Genomic DNA, 20,648 nt, shown 5'->3' on the forward strand with positions numbered 1-20,648 from the left:
CTCCCATTCGTCATTGCGACCCCTTCGACAGACTCAGGAATGACGGTCCAAAGTTCAGGAAAGTTCAGCCCTATGCGCACGCCGATTTGAACCCTCGCGGCGTGTTGACGCCGCGCCTTGCTGCACCAGACTGTTCGGGTAGCGACCGCCTTTATCCACCAATTCAAAGAGCCGGGATGAAGGCTGACACAGCCGAATAGTGTAGGACAGCGCTTTTTTTCGAGCGGCAGATGCCTGCTTTGGGGTGGTAAGCTGTCGCGTTTCCCCTTCTTCGTCATCCCCGCGAAGGCGGGGATCCCGCTTGGCGGCGGCGAGAATGAAGCGGGATTCCCGCCTTCGCGGGAATGACGGGAATCGGTCGAAAGCCGCCGTCTCCGGAACGGCTCCGACGGCGCTAAGGCTCAAACGCTGTCAAAATCGGGCACGGTCCCTTGTCGCTCGCCGCGCATTGCTCGGCGAGGCGCGCGAGGGCGGCGCGCGTTGCGGCCATCTGCTCGATCTTTTCATCGAGAGCCTCGATCCGCTGGTGCGCGAGGGTGCGCACCCGCACCCGGTCGTCGCCGGCCTCAAGCGCGAGCAATTCGCCGATCTCCTCCAGCGTAAATCCGGCCGCCTGCGCCGCGCGAATGAACTTCAGCCGCCTGAGGTCGCTTTCATCATAACGCCGGATCCCGCCTCCCCAGCCGTCACCGCCGCTTCGCGCGGGCGTGTCGAGCAGCCCGCGGCGCTGGTAATAGCGGACAGTTTCGACCCCGACATCGCCCGCCGCCGCCAATTTCCCGATCGTCAATTGCATCGCTTGACTCCGTACCATAGTACGGAGGCTATATGGGGCGCATGAAAAAACAAGCAACCCTCCATCGCATGGTCATGCCGGGGCACACCTGCCCCTATGGCCTCAAATCGAAACATCTGCTCGAAAGCCGCGGCTTTACGGTCGACGACCGCTGGCTGACGACGCGCGAGGAAACCGACGCGTTCAAGGCCGAGCATGGCGTGAAGACGACGCCGCAGACCTTCATCGACGGCGTGCGGATCGGCGGCCACGACGATCTGCGCCGTCATTTCGGGCTGAAAGTCGCCGATCCCGACGCCACCAGCTACACGCCCGTGATCGCGCTGTTCGCGATGACCGCGCTGATGGCGCTCGCAACCAGCTTCTCGGTCTATGGCGATGCCTTCACGCTGCGCGCCGCCGAATGGTTCATCTCGTTCAGCATGATCGTCCTCGCATTGCTCAAGCTGCAGGACGTCGACAAATTCGCGACGATGTTCCTGAACTATGACCTGCTCGCCAAGCGCTGGGTGCCCTATGCGAGCATCTATCCTTTTGCCGAGGGGCTCGCCGGTGTTCTGATGACCGCGCATGCGCTGCCCTGGCTGTCGATCCCGCTTGCGCTCTTCATCGGCGGCATCGGCGCGGTGTCGGTGTTCAAGGCGGTCTATATCGACAAGCGCGACATCAAATGCGCGTGTGTCGGCGGCAGTAGCAAGGTGCCTTTGGGCTTCGTCTCGCTGACCGAGAATGTGATGATGGTCGCGATGGCGCTGTGGATGGCACGGATGTGGTTCTGATCTTCGCCCGCATCGGTCATTGATGAAACATATGGCTGGGCTATCAGGGACTTCGATTCGCCCCCGGGGAGCCCAGCCATGTTCAACCGCCGCCATTTCCTCGCCGGAGCCACGCTCGCCGGCCTTGCCGCCCCCGCGATCCTGCGCGCCGAGGGCGGTATCTTCCGCGAGTTCCCGTTCAGCCTTGGCGTTGCGGCAGGCGATCCGGCGAGCGACGGCTTCGTCATCTGGACACGCCTCGCCCCCGAACCGATGGAACGCCATGGCGGGATGCCGCTGGCGAACTTCCCCGTCGACTGGGAGGTCGCAAGCGACAGCGGTTTTCGCGATGTGGTCGCCAAGGAGACCGAACTCGCGCGTCCCGAATTGGCGCATAGCGTCCATGTCGAGGTGGCGGGGCTGCAACCCGACCGGCCTTATTATTACCGCTTCACGGCGGGCGGCGAGCGCAGCCTGCGCGGCCGCGCGCGTACCCTGCCCGCGCCGGGTGCCAAGGCCGATGCGCTGAAATTCGGCGTTGCGGGATGCCAGCATTTCGAGGCGGGCTTTTTCGGCGCCTATCGTCACCTCGCGCGCGAAGACCTCGCCTTCGTCTATCATTATGGCGACTTCATCTACGAATATAGCGAGGAGTATCTGTTCAACACCGGGCTGCCGACGCGGCCGGTGCGCAAGCATGCGCACCGGGCACTTGTCGACGTCAATGATTTCCGCAACGCCTATGCGCAGCAGCTCGGCGACATCGACCTGCAGGCGGCGCGATCGGTCCACGCCTTCCTGTCGAGCTTCGACGATCACGAGATCCGCAACGACTGGGTGTCGGACGTCGACAACTGGAAACTCGGCCTCGACGTCAACGATCCCGAAGCGGCGTCGCCCGAGGTCTTCATGCTGAAGAAGCAGGCCGCGATGCAGGCGTGGTACGAGCATATGCCGGTGCGCAAGGCGCTGCTGCCGCGCGGCGGCATGGTCGCGATGAACCGCGAATTTCGCTGGGGCGACCTGATGGCGATGCAATTGCTCGACACGCGCCAATATCGCGACGACCAGCCGTGTGACGACGGCTTCAAGCCCGCGTGCCCCGACGTCTTCGCCCGGGATAAGCAGGTGCTCGGCAAGGCGCAGGAGGAGTGGCTCGGCCGCAATCTGGCGAAGGGCGGTGCGACGTGGAACGCCTTTGCACAGCAGATTACGATGATGTCGCTCGACCGGCGGCGGAAGGCCGAAGAGCCGAAGAAGATCGTCAACCTCGACAGCTGGGCGGGCTATGAAGCGCCGCGCGAGCGCATCCTGTCGCGCATGGCGGGGCTCAAGAACAATGTCGTGCTGACCGGCGACGAGCATCAGAATTTCTGCGGCGATCTGGTGTCGAAGGACAAGGTGGTCGGCTCCGAATTCGTCGCGACATCGATCTCGTCGGGCGGCGATGGCAGCGATCGGCGCAACGGCACCGATATGTTCCTGAGCCAGAACCCCGAGCTTAAATTCGCGAACGATCAGCGCGGCTATCTCGTGTGCGACGTGAACCGCGAGGCGTGGCAAACGCACTTCATGGTGGTCGACAAGGTGACGACGCCGGTGAACACGCTGTCGAAGCGCGCGACGGGGGTCGTCGAGCGCGATGTCGCCGGGATCAAGATGGCGTGACGTGTCGCCGAGCCGTCACATACGCGCCATAGCGGAGCGCGCATGAACCGCCTTTTCTCGCTGCTGCTCGCCCTCCTGCTTCCCTTCGCCGTGCACGCGCAGGAGGGAGGCGAGCGCAAGCCGGTGACGATCCTGATCTCGATCGACGGCTTTCGCGCCGATTATCTGGGTCGCGGCATCACGCCGAACCTGTCGCGGCTCGCCGCGGAGGGCGCACACGGCAAACTACGCCCGTCCTTCCCGACCAAGACCTTCCCCAACCATTATGCGATCGTTACCGGCAAGCGCCCCGACAATCATGGCATCGTCGGCAACAATATGATCGACCCGCGCCGCCCCGATGTGCGGTTCAGCCTCGGTGATCCGAAGCAGTCGCTCGATCCCTTCTGGTGGAACGAGGCCGAACCCGCATGGATCACGGCGGGCAAGGCCGGGGTACGCAGCGCGACGATGTTCTGGCCGGGCAGCGAGGTCGCAATCCACGAAAACCGGCCGCCCGACTGGCTGCGCTACGACGCGCATGTCGGCTATGCGCAGCGCGTCAACACGATCCTCGATTGGATGCGCCGACCCGCCGATATCCGCCCTGCCTTCGTCACGCTCTATTTCGAGGCGGTAGACGACGCCGGGCATAGGTTCGGCCCCGACAGCGCCGAGGTGAATGCCGCCATCACGGGGGTAGACGCGCGGATTGGTGAGCTTGTCTCGGGCCTGGCGGCAATGGGGCAGCCCGCGCGGATGATCGTCGTCGCCGACCACGGCATGCGCGCGATCGACGAAAGCCGCGTGATCCAGCTCGCCGACCTGATCGACCTTCCCAGCATCATCGCGGTCGAGACCGGCCCCTACGCCGCGATCGAGCCCGCCGCGGGAACCGATAACCGCGTATATGAGGCGCTGCTAAAACCGCACGACCATATGGTCTGCAACCGCCGCGAGGAATTGCCGAAGCGGCTGCACTATGGCCGGAACCCGCGCGTCGCCGCGATCATCTGCATCGCCGAGCCCGGCTGGTCGATCATCGCGGGCACGCCGACCTGGCCCGTCAAGGGCGGCGCACACGGTTATGACAATCAGGACCCGGAGATGCTCGCGCTGTTCGTCGCGAGCGGCACCGGCCTGAAAGGCGATGTCGGCATCATCGACAATATCGAAGTCTATCCGCTGCTGATGCGGCTGATCGGCGTTGCGCCGCTGGCGAGCGATGCGACGGGCGAGCTCGCCAAGCGCCTGCGCTGATCAGTCGCGCAGCACCGCCATTGCGTGGATCGACGCGGTCGGCGCATTGACGATCTGGAGCTGGTAGCGCCCCTGCGTCACGTCGAATTCGACCATCTTGCGAATGCCCGAACAGGCGGGGCCGTGGCCGTGCGTGACCGACTTCACCACCACGCCCTCGCGCACCAGATCGATCCATGCGCCCGCATCGAGCGCGACGATCAGCCGCCCCGCCTTCTTCACCTCGATCGGGATCATGCCGCCGAATTTGTGGACGTCGGGTTTGCGTTCGGGCGCGATGCCATAGCGCAGGCTCTCAAACTTGTGCAGCGGCAACGCCGTCCGCGCTGCGCCGAGCGGCGACCAGTCGGCGCCGAGATCGTCGCCATAGGCGTAGATGGTCTTGCTCGACGCATTGCGCGACCAGTCTGCCAGTTCGGGCGGCAATACCGGCTCAGCGGGACAGGCTGTTGCTGGCTTCTCGGTCGGTGCCGCGAACACTGTCGCTGGCAATATCGCCGCCAGTGACATGGCAATGATCCGGAACCCCATCCTATTTCCTCCCGAACAATTTCTCGACATCGTCCATCGCGAGTTTGACCCACGTCGGCCGCCCGTGATTGCACTGTCCGCTGTGCGGCGTGACCTCCATCGTGCGGAGCAGCGCGTTCATTTCGGCGACGCTGAGCGTGCGCCCTGCCCGCACCGATCCATGGCACGCCATCGTCGCGGCGACGAGTTCGAGCCGTTCGCTCAGACCCAGCGCGGCATCATAGCCCGCGAGATCGTCGGCGATGTCGGTGACGAGCTTCTGGCAGTTGATCGCCCCCAGCATCGCTGGGGTCGCGCGCACCATCACCGCGGCGGGGCCGAAGCGTTCGAGTTCGACGCCGAGCGCCGCAAGCTGTGGTGCGGCAGCCTCGAGCCGGTCGCATGCGGGTTCGTCGAGTTCAACGACTTCGGGGAGCAAAAGCCCCTGCGACGGCACCGCCTGCCCGCCCATGCCGCGGCGGAGTTGCTCGAGCACCAGACGCTCGTGTGCGGCGTGTTGGTCGACGATGACGAGGCCGTCTTCGGCTTCGGCGACGATATAGGTTTTCGCGATCTGCCCGCGCGCGATGCCGAGCGGATGCGCCTCGGCCTCGGGCACCGGCGCGGTCGCGGGTTCGGCGCGGCCCATCGGGAGTGCATCGCGCGGCGGCGCGAAATCGACGATGCGGTCGTGGAGCAACGCCGTCGTCGCGAGATCGCCCTCCGCCCCGAAAAGATGCGTCGCTGGCGCATGCGGATAGGGCAGATGCGCGGCGAACAAGGTCGGCGCGGGCGGCTGCGGCGCCACGGGCTCCTGCTGCCACGCTGCAAGCGCCGCCTCGGCCGGACGCTGGACGCTGCGGAAGCCATGTTCGTCGAGCGCACGTCGCAAGCCCCCGACGATCATCCCGCGGACGAGCTGCGGGTCGCGAAAACGCACCTCGGTCTTCGCCGGATGGACGTTCACATCGACCTCGCTCGTCGGCACGTCGAGGAACAGCGCGACGACCGGATGGCGATCGCGTGCGAGCAGGTCGGCATAGGCACCGCGCAGCGCGCCGACGAGCAGCCTGTCCTTTACCGGGCGCCCGTTGACGAACAGATATTGATGATCGGCGATGCCGCGATTGTAGGTCGGCAGGCTGATCACGCCGCCCAGATGCACCTCGCCGCGATCGATATCGACGCCGATGCTGTTCGCGGCGAGATCGCGCTGCGTGAGCGCCGCGACGCGCGTCAGCTGGTCCTGCCCGCCCTGCACGTCGAGCACGCGGCGCCCGTCATGCTCGACGGTAAAGCCGATGTCGGGGCGCGCCATCGCGAGCCGTTTCACGACGTCGAGGCACGCCGCATATTCGCTGCGGCCGCTGCGCAGGAACTTGCGCCGCGCGGGAACGCGCGCGAACAGATCCTCGACCATCACGCGCGTGCCCTTGCCCAGCGCCGCCGGGCCTTCAGCCACCACCGCCCCATTGTCGACGACGCATTTCCAGCCGTCGCCGCCCGCCACGCGGCTTTCGAGCGTCAGCCGCGCGACGCTCGCGATCGACGGCAGCGCCTCGCCGCGGAAACCCAGCGTCGTGACGTCCTCGATCGCATCGTCGGGCAGCTTCGACGTCGCATGGCGTTCGAGCGCGAGCGCCATGTCGGCGGGGGTCATGCCGCAGCCGTCGTCCTCGACCTCCAGCCGCGAAATCCCGCCCTCGGCGATTCGCACCGAAATGCGAGTCGAACCGGCGTCGATGGCATTTTCAACCAGTTCCTTGAGCGCGGCGGCAGGTCTTTCGACCACTTCACCGGCTGCGATCCGATTTACTAGCTTTTCCGGCAGGCGACGTATTGACATGGCCGCTCTCCTAGCGCAGTCGAACGCAAATCGCGACCCATCCGCACAGCCCTGATCATTTTGTCCAGCCACCCCAAAAGGAAGAGCCGGAATCTCCCCCTGATTGTAGCTGTCGCCGGCCGGGCGCGCGGGTAAATCATGGTAGGGGCGTGTCCATCAGGGACGCGGCTTCGATGACAGGAAGCAGTATCGATGTCCTTCTTTTCTCGCTGGTTCAAATTCAATTCCCAAGACATGGCTATCGACCTCGGCACCGCGAACACGGTTGTCTATGTGCGTGGCAAGGGAATCGTGCTGAACGAGCCTTCGGTCGTCGCGGTCGAGACGCTGAACGGGATCAAGCGCGTGAAGGCGGTCGGCGACGACGCCAAGCTGATGATGGGCAAGACCCCCGACAGCATCGAAGCGATCCGTCCGCTGCGTGACGGCGTCATCGCCGACATCGACGTCGCCGAACAGATGATCAAGCACTTCATCACCAAGGTTCACGGCGGCAAGCCCAACGCGTTCCGCAGCCCCGAAATCGTGATCTGCGTCCCCTCGGGCTCGACCAGCGTCGAACGCCGCGCGATCCGCGACGCCGCGTCGAACGCGGGTGCGAGCGAAGTGTGGCTGATCGAGGAACCGATGGCCGCCGCGATCGGCGCCGACATGCCCGTCACCGAGCCGATCGGATCGATGGTCGTCGACATCGGCGGCGGCACGACTGAAGTCGCCGTGCTCTCGCTCCGCGGCCTCGCCTATACCACGTCGGTCCGCGCCGGCGGCGACAAGATGGACGAAGCGATCGTCTCCTACGTCCGCCGACACCATAATCTGCTGATCGGCGAAGCGACCGCCGAGCGGATCAAGAAAGATTTCGGCATCGCGCGCATTCCCGCCGACGGCATTGGCCTCACGATCCACATCAAGGGCCGCGACCTCGTCAACGGCGTGCCCAAGGAAATCTCGATCAATCAGGCGCAGATCGCCGAGGCGCTGTCCGAACCGATCGGCACGATCGTCGAGGGCGTCCGCATCGCGCTGGAAAACACCGCGCCCGAACTCGCCGCCGACATCGTCGATCAGGGCATCGTGCTCACTGGCGGCGGCGCGCTGATCGCCGAGCTCGACGAGCTGCTCAAGGACGCGACCGGCCTGCCGGTCACGGTCGCCGACGACCCGCTGACCTGCGTCGCGATCGGCACTGGCCGCGCGATGGAAGACCCCGCTTTCCGCGGCGTGTTGCAGCAGGCCTGATCGGGTACAGCTGAAGCATGGTCCGCCCGGCACATCGACGTCCGGGACAATCCCGAAAGGCTCAGTACAGCCTGTTCGTTGCCTATGTCATTGCGGTGACAGGGGCAGTGGCGGGCCTGTTGCTGGCGATCCTGTCGGTCGTTGATCCCATCGGCTTCGCCCAATTGCGGGTGGCGAGCCAGGAAATTGCCGCGCCCGTCGCGCGCGCATCGCGGTCGGTGATCGGGTCGATTTCAGGCATCGACGACACGGTCGGCGCCTATGTCAGCGCGGGCACGCAGAACCGCCGGCTGCGCAAGGAACTCGCCGACACGCGGCGCGAGCTCGTCGCGACCAGCTCGCTGCAAGAAGAAAACCGTCAATTGAAGGCGCTTCTGAAGCTGCAGGAAACCGACAAGACCGCGCTCGCCAACGGCTATCTGCTCACCTCGACCTCGACGAGCAGCAAGCGCATCGCGCTGCTCAGCATCGGGCGCAACCTCGGCGTTGCCGCGGGTCAGCCGGTGCGCGGCGCCGACGGCCTGATCGGCCGCGTCCTCGGCGCCGGGCCATCGGTATCGCAGGTGCTGCTGCTCACCGACGTCGACAATATCGTCCCCGTGCGCCGCGCGCGCGACGGCCTGCCCGCGCTCGCCAGCGGCCGCGGCAACGGCGACCTCGACGTCCGCACGCTCAATATCGCGAACAACCCGTTCAAGCCGGGCGATATCCTCGTCACCTCGGGCACCGGCGGTCTTTATCCGCCCAATATCCCCGTCGCGATCGTCGTGCGACGTCAGGATGACGGCGCGCTCGCGCGCCCGCTCGCCGATCCGGGCAAGGTCGATGCGGTGTCGGTGCTGCGCCCCTACACCCCCGACAATATCGAGGCGCAGGGCCTGCCCGGCCCCGCGACGCCTTCTGCCGCCGCCCCGGCCGCCACCAAAGCGCCATGAAGCAGAAGGGTCCGCGCCTCGGCGAACCGGCATCGCTGTGGCGGATGCGCTTCGTCCCGATCGCGAGCGTGATGTTCGCCTCGGCGCTGCCGCTGATGCTGCCACTGATCGCCAACTCGCCGGTGCTGCCGCCGCTCGGGCTGCTCTTCTTCCTGTGCTGGCAGTTGCTGCGCGCGGAAATGTGGCCGGTGTGGATCGGGCTGCCGCTCGGCCTGTGGGACGATCTGTTCAGCGGCGCGCCGATCGGCACCGCGATGGGACTGTGGACAGTCGCCAGCATCGCAATCGCCTATTCGTCGCAGCGCATCTATTGGCGCGGCTTCTTTCACGACTGGGCGATTGCCGCGGCGTCGGTCGCGATCATCCAGTCGCTCGCCGCGCTGATCACCCACCCGCAGGCCGCGACGGGCCGCGTGCTCGGCCTCGTGGTGCCGCAGATCATCATCTCGGCGCTGCTCGTCCCGCTGTTCATGCGCCTGACCGGCAAGTTTGACAATTTCCGCCTGAAGCGCCGATAGACTGGTTCCAACCCCCTAATGCCGAAGAAGAAGAGTCCGCCGATTACCGAAGCCTGGAGGGGCATTACCTTCACCCGCCGCGCGCTGGTCGTCGGCGGCGCACAGGCGGCGGTCGGCGTCGCGCTCGCCGCGCGGATGGCCTATATTTCGGTGGTCGACAACGACCGCTATGTCCTTGAATCGGAAAGCAACCGCGTCAACCTGACGCTCGTGCCGCCGCGGCGTGGCTGGATCGTCGACCGCGGCGGCAAGGCGCTCGCGAACAACCGCGTATCCCTGCGCATCGACATCATTCCCGATCGCCTGCACAACAAGGAGCTGGTGCTGGGACAGCTCCAGACCCTGCTGCGCCTCGATGGCGACACGATGGAACGCATCAATCGCGACCTGAAGGCAGCCTCGGGGTTCCAGCCCGTCGCGATCAAGGAAGACATGACCGAGGCCGAGTATAGCTCGATCCTCGTCCGCCTACCCGAACTGCCCGGCATCGCGCCGCAGCGCGGCTTTGCCCGCAACTATCCGACCGGCGCCGCGGTCGGCCATCTGATCGGCTATGTCGGCGCCCCGAACGCCGAGGAATATCAGAAGGCCAAGGATCCGCTGTACATCACGCCGGGGTACAAGATCGGCAAGGACGGGCTGGAGAAATATTTCCAGGACATGCTGAAGGGCCAACCGGGGGCGCGGCGCGTCGAGGTGACCGCGCGCGGCAAGGTCGTCCGCGATCTCTCGACCCAGCCCGACGTGCAGGGCAAGACCGTCCATCTGACGATCGACGCCGACCTGCAGGAATTCGTCGCGCGGCGCATGGGGCGCGAGTCGGGCGCCGCGGTCGTCATCGACTGCCAGAACGGCGACATCCTCTCCTTCGTGTCGATGCCGAGCTTCGATCCCAACAGCTTTTCGGACGGGATCAGCAGCAGCGAATATGCCTGGCTGCGCGCCGACGATCACCAGCCGCTGATCAACAAGGCGACGCGCGGCCTTTACCCGCCCGGATCGACGCTGAAGCCGATGGCCGCGATCGCCGCGGTCGAACATGGCGTCGATCCCAGCGAGCGCCACACCTGCGTCGGCGGCTATCGCCTGGGCAGCCGCTTTTTCCGCTGCCTCGGCACGCACGGCAGCCTCGACATGCCCTCGGCGATCATGAAGAGCTGCAACAGCTATTTCTACTGGCTCGCGCACCGGCTCGGCTATGACGCGATGGCCCCTACCGCGCGGCTGCTCGGGCTCGGCGAGGAATATCAGCTCGCGGGCAGCAACCAGCGCTTTGGCACCATCCCCGACAGCGCGTGGAAGATGAAGAAGTACGACCAGGAGTGGTCGGCCTCGGACTCGCTCAACGCCGTCATCGGACAAGGCTATGTGCTCGCCAACCCGCTCCAGCTCGCGGTGATGGCCGCGCGGATCGCCTCGGGACGCCGGCTTTACCCGCGCCTGATCAATCGCGAATTCAAGAATGAGCCCCTGCCCTTCTCGCCCGAAGCGCTCGCCGTCGCGCGCCACGGCATGGACCTCGTCGTCAACGGCGCCGGCACCGCAGTGCGCAGCCGCCTGCCGCTCGACGGCATCACGATGGCGGGCAAGACGGGCACCGCGCAGGTGCGCGGGCTCGGCACCGGCAACGGAAAGAGCGGGACGTGGAAATTCCGCGACCACGGCCTGTTCGTCGGCTTCGCGCCGGTCGTGAACCCGCGCTATGCGACAGCGGTCGTGATCGAACATGGCATGGGCGGATCGCGCGCGGCGGCGCCGGTGGCCAAGGATTTCATGACCTTCCTCTTCGACCGCGAAAAGGCGATGGAAGCACTCGAAACTTTCGAGGCCGGCTGGGGCGGCACGATCAAGGAACGCATGGACCGCGATTATGCGGCGTGGAAGGCGGGTGCATCAAAGCCCGATCCGGAACTCGCGCAATGATCCCCGTGCCACCCGCCATCCAGCGCATCCCGTGGAAACTGATCGCCATCCTCGCGGGCATCACCGGTTTCGGCCTGCTCGTCCTCTATTCGGCGGCGGGCGGGAACTGGTCGCCATGGGCGCTCAACCAGGGCGTGCGCTTCCTCGTCTTCCTCAGTGCAGCGCTGGTGATCGGGCGCTTCCCGATCCGTATCTTCGAGGACTTCGCCTATATCGCCTATATCGGCATCCTGATCCTGCTGATCGCGGTTGAACTGCTCGGCTTCGTCGGCGGGGGCAGCCAGCGATGGCTCAATCTCGGCTTTATGAACCTCCAGCCGTCGGAGTTGATGAAGGTCGCGATCGTCATCGCGCTCGCGCGTTTCTACGCGCAGCTTCCTCCCGGCAATACGCGGACCTTCACCGCGCTGTGGCCCGCGCTGGTGATGATCGGCCTACCTGCGGCGCTCGTCATGCTGCAGCCCGATCTCGGCACCGCGCTCGCGATCTGCATCGGCGGGGTCGTGGTGATGTTCGTCGCCGGCCTGCCCTTCTGGTGGTTTGGCAGCACCGCGGTGGCGGGGCTCGCCGCGCTGCCGGTCCTCTTCTCTTTCCTCCACGATTATCAGCAAAAGCGCGTGCTGATCTTCCTCGACCCCGAAAGCGATCCGCTTGGCGCCGGCTATCATATCAGCCAGTCGAAGATCGCGATCGGGTCGGGCGGCATCGGCGGCAAGGGTTTCCTCAACGGGTCGCAAAGCCATCTCGACTATCTGCCCGAGGGTCACACCGACTTCATCTTCGCGACGATGGCCGAGGAATGGGGCCTGATCGGCGGGCTCGCGCTGCTCTTCGGTTTCTTCCTGCTGCTGCGCTGGTCGACGCGCGTCGCGCTGAAGGCGCGGACGCGTTTCGGACAGCTCACCGCCGCGGGTCTCACGATGACGATCTTTTTCTACATCGCGATCAACCTGATGATGGTGATGGGCCTCGCGCCCGTCGTCGGCATCCCGCTGCCGCTCTTTTCCTATGGCGGCTCGTCGATGCTGACGATCATGACGTGCGTCGGCATCATGCTTGCGATCGAAAACGACAGCAAAACGGGCACGCGCCGCTTTCATTGAGAAAAAACTTCGGCAAAAAATGATCGGGGGCATTGCCATCCCCCCAGAGCCATGATAGCGGGCCGCTCGCTTCGCAGCAAAGAGCACAACTCTTCGCAGCAAGGCACGCCTGAAAACGGCAGTGGACGCATAGCTCAGTTGGTAGAGCAGCTGACTCTTAATCAGCGGGTCCTAGGTTCGAGCCCTAGTGCGTCCACCATTTCTTTCAAAGATTTACAGTTCGTTTTAAGCGGGATTCATTCACGCGGGCGCCAAATCCAGGGAGCGCCTTATCCCGCATGGAATTGGTCAATAATCGATCGCCAATCTGACGGTTACTTGACGAGGCTGGACATAGACAAAGGCGTTGTCGCCTGCCACTTCCCATCCATAGGCATTGAAGAGGTTTGTGGCCTGAACGCGAAAAAGGGCATTCGCCCGACCGACCGCGAACCGGTAGCGGAGCCCGATATTGAGCGTCGTGTAAGGCGCAACGCGAACGCGATTGAGCGCGTCTGCCATGTTCGGTCCGATATGCTCGACGGTGGCATCGATCGATGTGGGGGAAGACGGCGGGCGCCAATCCACGCTGGCGACGAGCTTGCGCGATGGCACGTCGATCGGTCGACGGCCGATCGCACCCGACCCAACTTCATCTCCCGAGACGCGGGCCCTGACAAGCGATCCGCCCGCAACCACCGTCAGCCCGGGCGCGGGTGAACCGCTCAGCGACGCTTCGATCCCCGCGTGCCGCACCACGCCCAATTGCCGGAAGACCTGGCTTTCATCGACGCCGTAATAGGGTCGCTTGATATCGAACGCGCCTGCGATCAACGTCATTCCGGCGGCCCGCACTTTCGCGCCGGCATCGAATTGCCGCGTCCGGATCGCCGGCGGCGCCTCATCGCGGTTCACTGCGGTTTCAGGCGCTACATCGCTCTCCTCGAGCCCGCGGGTGAAAGAGCCATAGAGCGACACCGCCGACGTCAAATCGATCATCGCGGCCGCGTTGAGCAGCCAAGGATTATCGCGCGATTCAGGGGCAGGTCCGCCCGGCGTGGTCACCTGTTTGCGATAATTCACCTTCTGCATGCCGACGCTGAATTGCCCGAGGCCGTTTACCTTCATCTGATAATCGAGCCCGAGTGCCCATTGGCGGACACGGTCACGCGATTGCGCCGAAAAGGCGAAGTCCGGCCTCGCGACATAATCGGCCTCGCCGAACGGCGCGGCGCCGAGCGACCGCCGGATCGAACCGCCGTATCGGCGATCCTGCGCACGCCCGCGCCCCACCAACTGCAGGCGATGTTCGAAAGACGCGGTCGAAAACGCACGCGCGATACCCAGTTCGCCGCTGGTCGAAACACCGGTCCGCCCCGGATAGGCGCTGACGATGCGATCCGCCGGCGTCCCGAGGGGCGCGGCGCGCAGGAAGATGTTATGGCCCTCCTCCACCTCGTTGTCGGATCGGAACAGCCCGGCGCGGACCGCGAAGCCCGCGATGCTGGTGCGCCCCAGCGCGCCGAAGGTGTAGCGCTCGGTCTCGACGTCCGCCCAGGGCTGACCCAGAAACCGCCGGCGCGCGAGGCGGGCCGGCGTCTCCAGACCATTGCCAAGGATGATCGGATAGATGTCCTCATCCGCGATCCGCGTGCGGCTGGCGAAGAATTTTGCAACGGTTCCCGGCGTGGGCCGCCAGTGCAGGATAGCGGCGAGGTTGGTGATGTCGGCGTTGTTGCCCGACGGATATTCGCTCCGGCTGAAACTCGCCCCGGCCCCGACGCTCAGCGCGCCGCTGACCGGCAATGCGGCGTCGAACTCGACCATGGCGCCGCCCCAGCTGTTGGCCTGAAACACACCGCTCACCACCGCTTCGTCGCCCGGGGTGCGCAACCGGTAATCGACCACGCCCGACGGTGCCGGGAATGCGTAACCGGCCGCCGAGGGACCGACCCTGATCCGGTTGCCCTCGACGAGGCGGGTCGAGAACTCGCCCTGGCGATCGAAATACAGACCTTCCAGCCGAACGTTGCCAGCGTCGATCGGCGAGAAGCCGCGCACCGCGTTCGGGTTATAGATGCCGAGCACCTCCCCGCCGTCGTTGGAACCGAACGCGTCCTCGGCATCCGCGATCGCGTTGTCGTCGGATCTCTGGGCGAAGGCGGGCGAGCCGGCCAATACAGCGGCAAGCGATGCAGCGGCCATGGCGGCGATGGTTGGGAAGCGTGACATTCGCTTATGCTCCCATGACGAAAGCATCTTGACTTCATACATAGGTCACCCTGATCATGTGTGCATGTCGCACAGCTCATACGATCTCCCGCCGCTCGATGGCCTGACCGCGATGCTCGCGGCGGCTGAGGAAGGGTCGTTCAGCGCGGCGGCGGCGAAGCTGGGGCTGACACACGGCTCGGTCAGTCGCCGGATCGCATCGCTCGAACATTGGCTGGGCGTAGCGCTCTTCGAACGGCATGGCAGAGGCGTCCGGCTTACGCCGGCGGGACTCCGCTTTGCCAATGATACCCGGCAGAGCCTTGGAAGATTGTCGCACAGCGCCGAGCAGTGGCGGCCAAGGCGCGGCCGTCAGACCGTCCGGATGTCGGTCGTCCCCTCATTCGCGCGGCTTTGGCTCCTGCCCCGCCTCCGCGCCATCGAGCAAAATGATACGCATATCGACCTGTCGCTCGACCATCGCGTGATGGACCTCGACGCGCGCGAAGCCGAGGTCGTGATCCGTTACGGGCGCGGCACATGGGTCGGAGTTGATGCCGAACAGATCATGGCGGAAGTGCTCGCGCCGGTCACTTCGCCCGGCCTGCGCAGCCAGATGAGCGCCGCGCCCTCGATTGACGACCTCTTGCAATGGCCCCTGCTTCACGACTCCGACACGTCGCAGTGGCGGACGTTCCTGAACGAGGTCGGGATTTCCTACCGGCCGCGATGGCAGGACCGCCGATTCGAGGATTATGATACCGTCCTCTGCGCAGCGGCGGCAGGGCTCGGCATCGCATTGCTTCGCCAGCCGCTCGCCAGCGATTGGTTGGCCGCGCGCAGGCTTGTTGCCATTACATCCGAAGAGATGAGGAATCCCGCCGGCCACTTCGTCTGCGTTCGTGCGGGCGAAACCCGTCAGGCGGTCCTGGCGCTGCGCGACCGTATCCTGGCGCTCGCCGTCGCGGAGGCTCCCGGCAAAGGCGCCTGAGAACAGCCGCGGGGTCGCCGCCGCTCAGTTGCCGAGGTCGTCCGAAAAACCAGCCTGAAGGCGTTGCCACTGCGCGATCGGCCGTCCATCGCTCCGGAAGGGATGCACGCTTGCGTTCTCCCCCCAACCCTGCGGCCAGCCGGGCGGCGATACTTCCTGCTCCTCTTGCCGCCCATAGACGGTGAGGTCGAGCAATCTGTAACTATTGTCCATCGCCTCGACCCCGCGGCGCGTCGTCCACCAGGTTTCGAAGACCTCGGAGCCTTGGCGCAGGTAGCAGACGAGATACATGCTGCCGACCTCGCGGCCGGCCAGCAAGGTGTCGGCCGAGCCCGTGACCGAATACCAGGGCATATCCCACCCCATGAAATCGCGATACCGCACGCTCTCGTCATACGGCCCCTGGCAAAATGTCGCGTAGGTCACGTCGCGCGAATGCAGGTAGCTCAGCTCGCGTACCTGCGATGTGAACCAGCTGCATCCCTGGCATTGGCTCGCCGCGGGCCTGCCGGCGAACCACATATAATAATAGGCGATGAGCATTCGCCGCCCCTCGAACGCGTCCAGCAACGTCGTGGGCCCGTTCGAACAGACAATCGGGATGCGTCCGTCCACCGCGACCATCGGAAGCCGGCGCCGCGCGGCCGCTATGTCATCGCCTTCGCGCATATGGGCCTTTTCCCGCGTCCGCAGAGCGTCCACGTCCGCCTGGAACGTTGCCCGGTCTGTCACCTTCGGGGCGGCTGCGTCACTTTCGGAAAGATGTCTCATCCAGCCTGACTCCAGAGTTTGGGGTCCACGCCCTATGCCGGGGGAAACGGCTTCGACGGCGGCGACGCCAGCGTGATCAGGTTGCCATCGGGATCATGCGCCTGCGCCAGCGTCGAATAGTCACCAGCAATGTCCTCGCCGAACGCGATCCCGGTTTTCTCGAGCCGGCGGCGCTCCGCCGCGACGTCTGCAACATAGAGGAAAATCGCCCCCCGGCTAGCGATCTCCTCGCTACTCGACAGCATGAGCCCGCCCTGCTCGGACAGTTCCCAGTGCAGCAAGGTCGGCATCGGCCGGTAATCGGGTCCGCGGCCGAACAGCGCCGTATACCAGCGCTCGGCCACCGCAAGGTCTGCGGTGAGAAAGGAGGGGTATATTTTCTCCAGATTCATTTGGGGTTCTCCCGAACTTTCTTGCCGCCGATCCAGGCAAAGCTTTGGGGTGAAATCGCGGGCGAGGCACCTTGGTTCCGTGCATGAACCAAGGAGGACATGTGCATATGACGCACACAGAAAGTTCGACATTGGCCGATTGCCGGACGGCCGCTTCGAAGAGGGAAACCCTCGAAGCGGCCGTCCGTTGAATCAAATCAGGATGAATTTAGCCGCGCTGCGAGTCCAGCATCTCATGCTCCGTGACGACCTGCTGTGCCTTGGCGTAGCTTTCGATGAGCAGCTGATAGGGCGGGAAGATCTTCGTATAGACCTCGGCCCATTTTTCCGCATCGTCGCGGTGCCAGCTCTTCTGGATTTCCGAGGCGACCGCGGCGGTGTCCATCGGGACGACGCCGGCCTGGACGATCCGGGCGAGCGTGATTTCTTGCGCCATCTTCGAATAGGTGCCCGATGCATCGACGACGGCGAACACTTTATAGCCGTCGTGCACCGCACTGATCGACGGAAAGGCCATGCACACGCTGGTAATCGTGCCCGCGATGATTAGCGTGCCCCGGCCCGTCGCCTTCACCGCCGCGACGAAATCGGGATTGTCCCACGCGTTAATCTCGCCCCTGCGCGCGACATATTGCGCGTGCGGGGCGTTGGCGTGGATTTCGGGGATCAGCGGGCCATTCGGACCCTGCGGCACCGAGGCGGTCGTTATGACCGGAATATTGGCAAGCGTCGCGATCGAGGCGAGCGCCCCAGCGCGTGCGCGCAGCTCGGTCATCGGCATGTCGCCGACGGTCTGAAACAATCCGCTCTGATGATCGATGAGCAACATTATCGCATCATCGGGATCGATCACCGGACGGGCGCCGTCGAAGTTGGCGGGGGTAGACATCGTCATTCTCCTTGCGGGGTTCCGCCGGGCGGCGTGCGCCGCGCCGGCGGAGATATTTCGGGTCAGTCTGCCTTGTCGTAGGAAAACTGGATACCGGCGGTGCCGCCCGTCTCGATGAACAGGTTCATGAAAGCCGGAACGGTCTCGCTGCGTTTCCAGTCGCGCTGCAGTTCGCAGAAGAGTTGCGGGACCGAGATCATCTTGCCGCCCGCCTGCTCGATCCGCCGCAGCGCGGCCTCGTGCGCGGCGCGCGAGGTGCCGCCCACCGCATCGACCGGGACATAGACCTCATAGCCTTCGGCGAGCGCGTCGAGCGCGGGAAAGGTCAGACAGGCCTCGGTCCAGAGTGCCGTCATAATCAGCTTCTTGCGCCCGGTGGCTTCGACCGCCTTCCGGAATTCCACATCTTCCCAACTGTTGATCGTCGTGCGGTCATAGGTCGGGTAATTGCCGAGCACTTTACGGACCTGCGGCACCGGCGGCTTGTTGAGGCCGGTTTCGACATTCACCGTCGAATGGACGATCGGCAGGTCGTAAGCGACCGCCGCCCGGGCGCAGCCGGCGATATTGTTGAGCAGTAACTGCCGGTCCATCGAGGCGATCGAATTCACCTGCACCGGTTGATAGTCGATGATGATGAAGGCGGAATTCTGCGGGGTCAGCAGATGGTCGGCCTTCGGATCGCGGATCGCTTCGCTTGTCATGGGTCTTCTCCTGCATATGGGCGCGCCGAAGGGCCGGCAGGCGACTGCCGTCGCGGCGGGGCACGCGGGTCCACCGTCAATTCATCGAGGGGAGAGAGGACCCGGCTCCCGGGAGGTGGGGGAAGGAGCCGGGTCCGCGTCAGGCTGCGACTGGCGCCAGCCTGCCGTTGTTGAAATCGTCGATGGCCTGGCGGATTTCGGCCTCGCTGTTCATCACGAAGGGTCCGTAGCCAACGATCGGTTCGTCGATCGGCGCGCCGGTCAGGACAAGGATCGTCGCGTCGCCGTTGGCGTGGATCGGAATCGATCCCCCTTCCCGGCTCAGCAACACCATCTCGGCCTCGCCCGCTTCCTCGCTGCCGCCCACGGTGACATGGCCGGCCAGCACCACCAGCATCGCGGTGTGCCCTTCGGGCAGGTCGAGCGTCACATCGGCGTCGCGGTTCAGCCGGACGTCCCAGACGTTGATCGGGGTGAAGGTCCGTGCCGGGCCTTTCACGCCGAGCATCTCGCCCGCGATCACCCGGCCGAGGCCCGCACCACCCGGCAGCTCGACGGTCGGAATGTCCGCCGCCGTGATACCCTGATAGCCGCCCGGCGCCATCTTGTCCTTCGCGGGCAGGTTGACCCACAGCTGGACCATCCGGAACGGGCCGCCTGTCTTGCCGAACGCCGGCGAATGATATTCCTCGTGCAGGATCCCGCCCGCCGCCGTCATCCACTGGACGTCGCCGGGGCCGATGATGCCGCCGTTGCCCGTCGAATCCTTGTGCTCGACCTCGCCGTCATAGACGATCGTCACCGTTTCGAACCCGCGGTGCGGATGTTGGCCGACGCCGCGTCGATCGGTGGTCGGCGCGAAATTATAGGGGCCGGCATAGTCGAGCAGCAGGAAGGGGCTCACCTGACCGCCGAGGCTGTTGTACGAAAAGAGCGAGCGGACCGGAAAGCCGTCGCCGACCCAATGCTGGTTGGGATTGCTGTAGGTGCCAAGGATCGTCTTCATCTTGCATCTCCTGCGCCTCCAGAGGGAGGCATCTGTTGAAATGCACAATAATCCTTCGCCAAAGACGCCGAAAGATTGCAAAAATGGACTCAGAGTCCTATTGATAGGACAATGCAGGACCTCAATGACCTCTATCTCTTTGTGCAGGCCGTCGATCATGGGGGGTTCGCCGCAGCGGCGCGCGCGCTGGGCTTGCAGAAATCGAAGGTGAGCCGCCGCATCGGCTTACTCGAAGATCGACTGGGCGTGCGCCTGATCCAGCGCTCGACGCGGCGCTTTTCGGTGACCGAGATCGGTCAGGAATATTATCGCCGCTGCGTCGCCATGCTCATCGAAGCCGAAGGCGCCCAAACCGTCATCGACCAGTCGCGCGCCGAGCCATGCGGCGTCGTGCGGCTCAGCTGCCCGACCGGCCTTCTCGCCTTTCAGTTCGGCGAACTGCTCGGGCGTTTCATGGCGCTCTATCCCGCGGTCGAGCTCCATGTCGAAAGCACCAACCGCCGCGTCGATGTCATCGGCGAAGGGTTCGACCTCGCGATCCGCGTCCGACCACCGCCACTCACCGAGAGCGAACTTGTCATGCGGCGGTTCGACGAGCGCACGATCCGGATCGTCGCCAGCCCGGATTTGCTCAAGCAACGGGCCATCACCCTGCCCGCCGATCTCGCCGGCCTGCCGAGCGTCGATTTCGGGCCGGCGGGCGGCGAGCATCGCTGGCGCCTGACCCATGCCGACGGCAGCGTCGCCGAGGTGCGCCATGCGCCGCGGCTGGTCACCGACGATATGGCGGTGCTGCGCGACGCGGCGCTTGCCGGGGCCGGAGCTGCGCGCCTGCCAACGCTTGTCGTTTGGGACGATTTGCAATCTGGCCGACTGACTACGGTGCTGCCCGACTGGAGACCGTCGAACGAAATCGTCCATGCGGTATTTCCATCCCGGCGCGGGCTCCTCCCTTCGGTGCGGGCGCTTCTGGATTTCCTCGCGGACGAATGTGCTGCGCAGCGGCGGCGGGTGCCGGAATCGGGCCACGACTGAGTGTGGCCGAAAGTTGACGGTCCGGCTTTAGCCCGGACCGTCAACCGAAGCGACAGGCTTCTCGCGTCAAGTTGGCAGGGCAGGAATGGAGGGGCAGCCGTTTCTGCCCGTTTTGTCGACTGTCGGCGGTCGTGA

The 20,648-nt window shown here is 65.0% G+C and carries 19 protein-coding genes and 1 tRNA gene; 11 read left to right on the plus strand and 9 right to left on the minus strand.

From position 1 onward, the window contains the following. Positions 1-394: 394 nt before the first annotated feature. Positions 395-796, minus strand: a complete 402-nt coding sequence (locus ACTJI5_RS02745; protein WP_440859320.1) for a MerR family DNA-binding protein — start codon at positions 794-796, stop codon at positions 395-397. 41 nt (positions 797-837) lie between these two features. Here ACTJI5_RS02745 and ACTJI5_RS02750 point away from each other — a divergent pair, with 41 nt between their 5' ends. From ACTJI5_RS02750 to ACTJI5_RS02760, 3 genes are all read left to right on the plus strand, one after another. Beyond that, entirely contained in the window at positions 838-1,575 is a 738-nt protein-coding gene (locus ACTJI5_RS02750) for a glutaredoxin family protein (protein ID WP_310254123.1), read from the plus strand. Positions 1,576-1,653: 78 nt separating this feature from the next. After that, a complete protein-coding gene (locus tag ACTJI5_RS02755; RefSeq protein ID WP_440859321.1) occupies positions 1,654-3,222 on the plus strand; it encodes an alkaline phosphatase D family protein in 1,569 nt (522 codons plus the stop codon). A 42-nt stretch (positions 3,223-3,264) separates the two neighbouring features. After that, positions 3,265-4,461: a nucleotide pyrophosphatase/phosphodiesterase family protein gene (locus ACTJI5_RS02760; RefSeq protein ID WP_440859322.1), complete on the plus strand. Its 1,197-nt coding sequence runs from the start codon at positions 3,265-3,267 to the stop codon at positions 4,459-4,461. On the opposite strand, the gene ACTJI5_RS02765 is transcribed toward ACTJI5_RS02760, so the two are convergent. Further along, positions 4,462-4,992, minus strand: coding sequence for a hypothetical protein (locus ACTJI5_RS02765; protein ID WP_440859323.1), 531 nt, complete (start codon positions 4,990-4,992; stop codon positions 4,462-4,464). 1 nt (position 4,993) lies between these two features. Then, positions 4,994-6,817 carry a DNA mismatch repair endonuclease MutL gene (gene mutL / locus ACTJI5_RS02770; protein ID WP_440859324.1) on the minus strand — a complete coding sequence of 608 codons (1,824 nt, stop codon included), beginning with the start codon at positions 6,815-6,817 and terminating at the stop codon, positions 4,994-4,996. Between the two features lie 192 nt (positions 6,818-7,009). Between mutL and ACTJI5_RS02775 the strand changes: the two genes are divergently transcribed. The 6 genes from ACTJI5_RS02775 to ACTJI5_RS02800 all read left to right on the plus strand — a co-directional run bounded on the left by ACTJI5_RS02775 (position 7,010) and on the right by ACTJI5_RS02800 (position 12,734). Further along, positions 7,010-8,056 carry a rod shape-determining protein gene (locus ACTJI5_RS02775; protein WP_440859325.1) on the plus strand — a complete coding sequence of 349 codons (1,047 nt, stop codon included), beginning with the start codon at positions 7,010-7,012 and terminating at the stop codon, positions 8,054-8,056. 17 nt (positions 8,057-8,073) lie between these two features. Beyond that, complete coding sequence (mreC, locus tag ACTJI5_RS02780) at positions 8,074-8,991, plus strand: rod shape-determining protein MreC (protein ID WP_440859326.1); 918 nt, start codon at positions 8,074-8,076, stop codon at positions 8,989-8,991. Beyond that, entirely contained in the window at positions 8,988-9,509 is a 522-nt protein-coding gene (locus ACTJI5_RS02785) for a rod shape-determining protein MreD (RefSeq protein ID WP_440859327.1), read from the plus strand. Before mreC ends, ACTJI5_RS02785 begins: the two co-directional genes overlap by 4 nt. 18 nt (positions 9,510-9,527) lie before the next feature. Continuing rightward, complete coding sequence (gene mrdA, locus ACTJI5_RS02790) at positions 9,528-11,432, plus strand: penicillin-binding protein 2 (RefSeq protein ID WP_440859328.1); 1,905 nt, start codon at positions 9,528-9,530, stop codon at positions 11,430-11,432. Next, entirely contained in the window at positions 11,429-12,535 is a 1,107-nt protein-coding gene (gene rodA / locus ACTJI5_RS02795; protein ID WP_440859329.1) for a rod shape-determining protein RodA, read from the plus strand. The genes mrdA and rodA overlap by 4 nt, the downstream gene beginning before the upstream one ends. Before the next feature lie 123 nt (positions 12,536-12,658). Continuing rightward, positions 12,659-12,734 (plus strand) — tRNA-Lys (locus tag ACTJI5_RS02800). Positions 12,735-12,823: 89 nt separating this feature from the next. Here the strand turns inward: ACTJI5_RS02800 and ACTJI5_RS02805 are convergent. Next, on the minus strand, positions 12,824-14,746 hold the full coding sequence (locus tag ACTJI5_RS02805; RefSeq protein WP_440859330.1) for a TonB-dependent receptor: 1,923 nt from the start codon (positions 14,744-14,746) through the stop codon (positions 12,824-12,826). Positions 14,747-14,810: 64 nt separating this feature from the next. Between ACTJI5_RS02805 and ACTJI5_RS02810 the strand changes: the two genes are divergently transcribed. Next, positions 14,811-15,716 (plus strand): LysR substrate-binding domain-containing protein, encoded by a 906-nt coding sequence (locus ACTJI5_RS02810; protein ID WP_440859331.1) that lies wholly within the window; start codon positions 14,811-14,813, stop codon positions 15,714-15,716. Positions 15,717-15,740: 24 nt separating this feature from the next. Here the strand turns inward: ACTJI5_RS02810 and ACTJI5_RS02815 are convergent, their stop codons facing one another. The 5 genes from ACTJI5_RS02815 to ACTJI5_RS02835 form a co-directional block, all read right to left on the minus strand. Continuing rightward, complete coding sequence (locus ACTJI5_RS02815; RefSeq protein WP_440859332.1) at positions 15,741-16,487, minus strand: DUF899 family protein; 747 nt, start codon at positions 16,485-16,487, stop codon at positions 15,741-15,743. Positions 16,488-16,519: 32 nt separating this feature from the next. Next, on the minus strand, positions 16,520-16,879 hold the full coding sequence (locus tag ACTJI5_RS02820) for a VOC family protein (protein ID WP_440859333.1): 360 nt from the start codon (positions 16,877-16,879) through the stop codon (positions 16,520-16,522). Between the two features lie 208 nt (positions 16,880-17,087). Further along, the gene (locus tag ACTJI5_RS02825; protein WP_440859334.1) at positions 17,088-17,768 is read right to left on the minus strand and encodes an isochorismatase family protein; all 681 of its coding nucleotides are present in this window, start codon (positions 17,766-17,768) and stop codon (positions 17,088-17,090) included. Positions 17,769-17,830: 62 nt separating this feature from the next. Continuing rightward, positions 17,831-18,472 carry a hydrolase gene (locus ACTJI5_RS02830; protein WP_440859335.1) on the minus strand — a complete coding sequence of 214 codons (642 nt, stop codon included), beginning with the start codon at positions 18,470-18,472 and terminating at the stop codon, positions 17,831-17,833. Between the two features lie 139 nt (positions 18,473-18,611). Continuing rightward, on the minus strand, positions 18,612-19,478 hold the full coding sequence (locus ACTJI5_RS02835; protein WP_440859336.1) for a pirin family protein: 867 nt from the start codon (positions 19,476-19,478) through the stop codon (positions 18,612-18,614). Positions 19,479-19,589: 111 nt separating this feature from the next. Between ACTJI5_RS02835 and ACTJI5_RS02840 the strand changes: the two genes are divergently transcribed. Further along, the gene (locus tag ACTJI5_RS02840; RefSeq protein ID WP_440859337.1) at positions 19,590-20,513 is read left to right on the plus strand and encodes a LysR substrate-binding domain-containing protein; all 924 of its coding nucleotides are present in this window, start codon (positions 19,590-19,592) and stop codon (positions 20,511-20,513) included. Positions 20,514-20,648: the final 135 nt, after the last annotated feature.

The organism is Sphingopyxis sp. 22461 (genome assembly GCF_052044915.1).
In the GTDB taxonomy this organism is placed as follows: Bacteria; Pseudomonadota; Alphaproteobacteria; order Sphingomonadales; family Sphingomonadaceae; genus Sphingopyxis.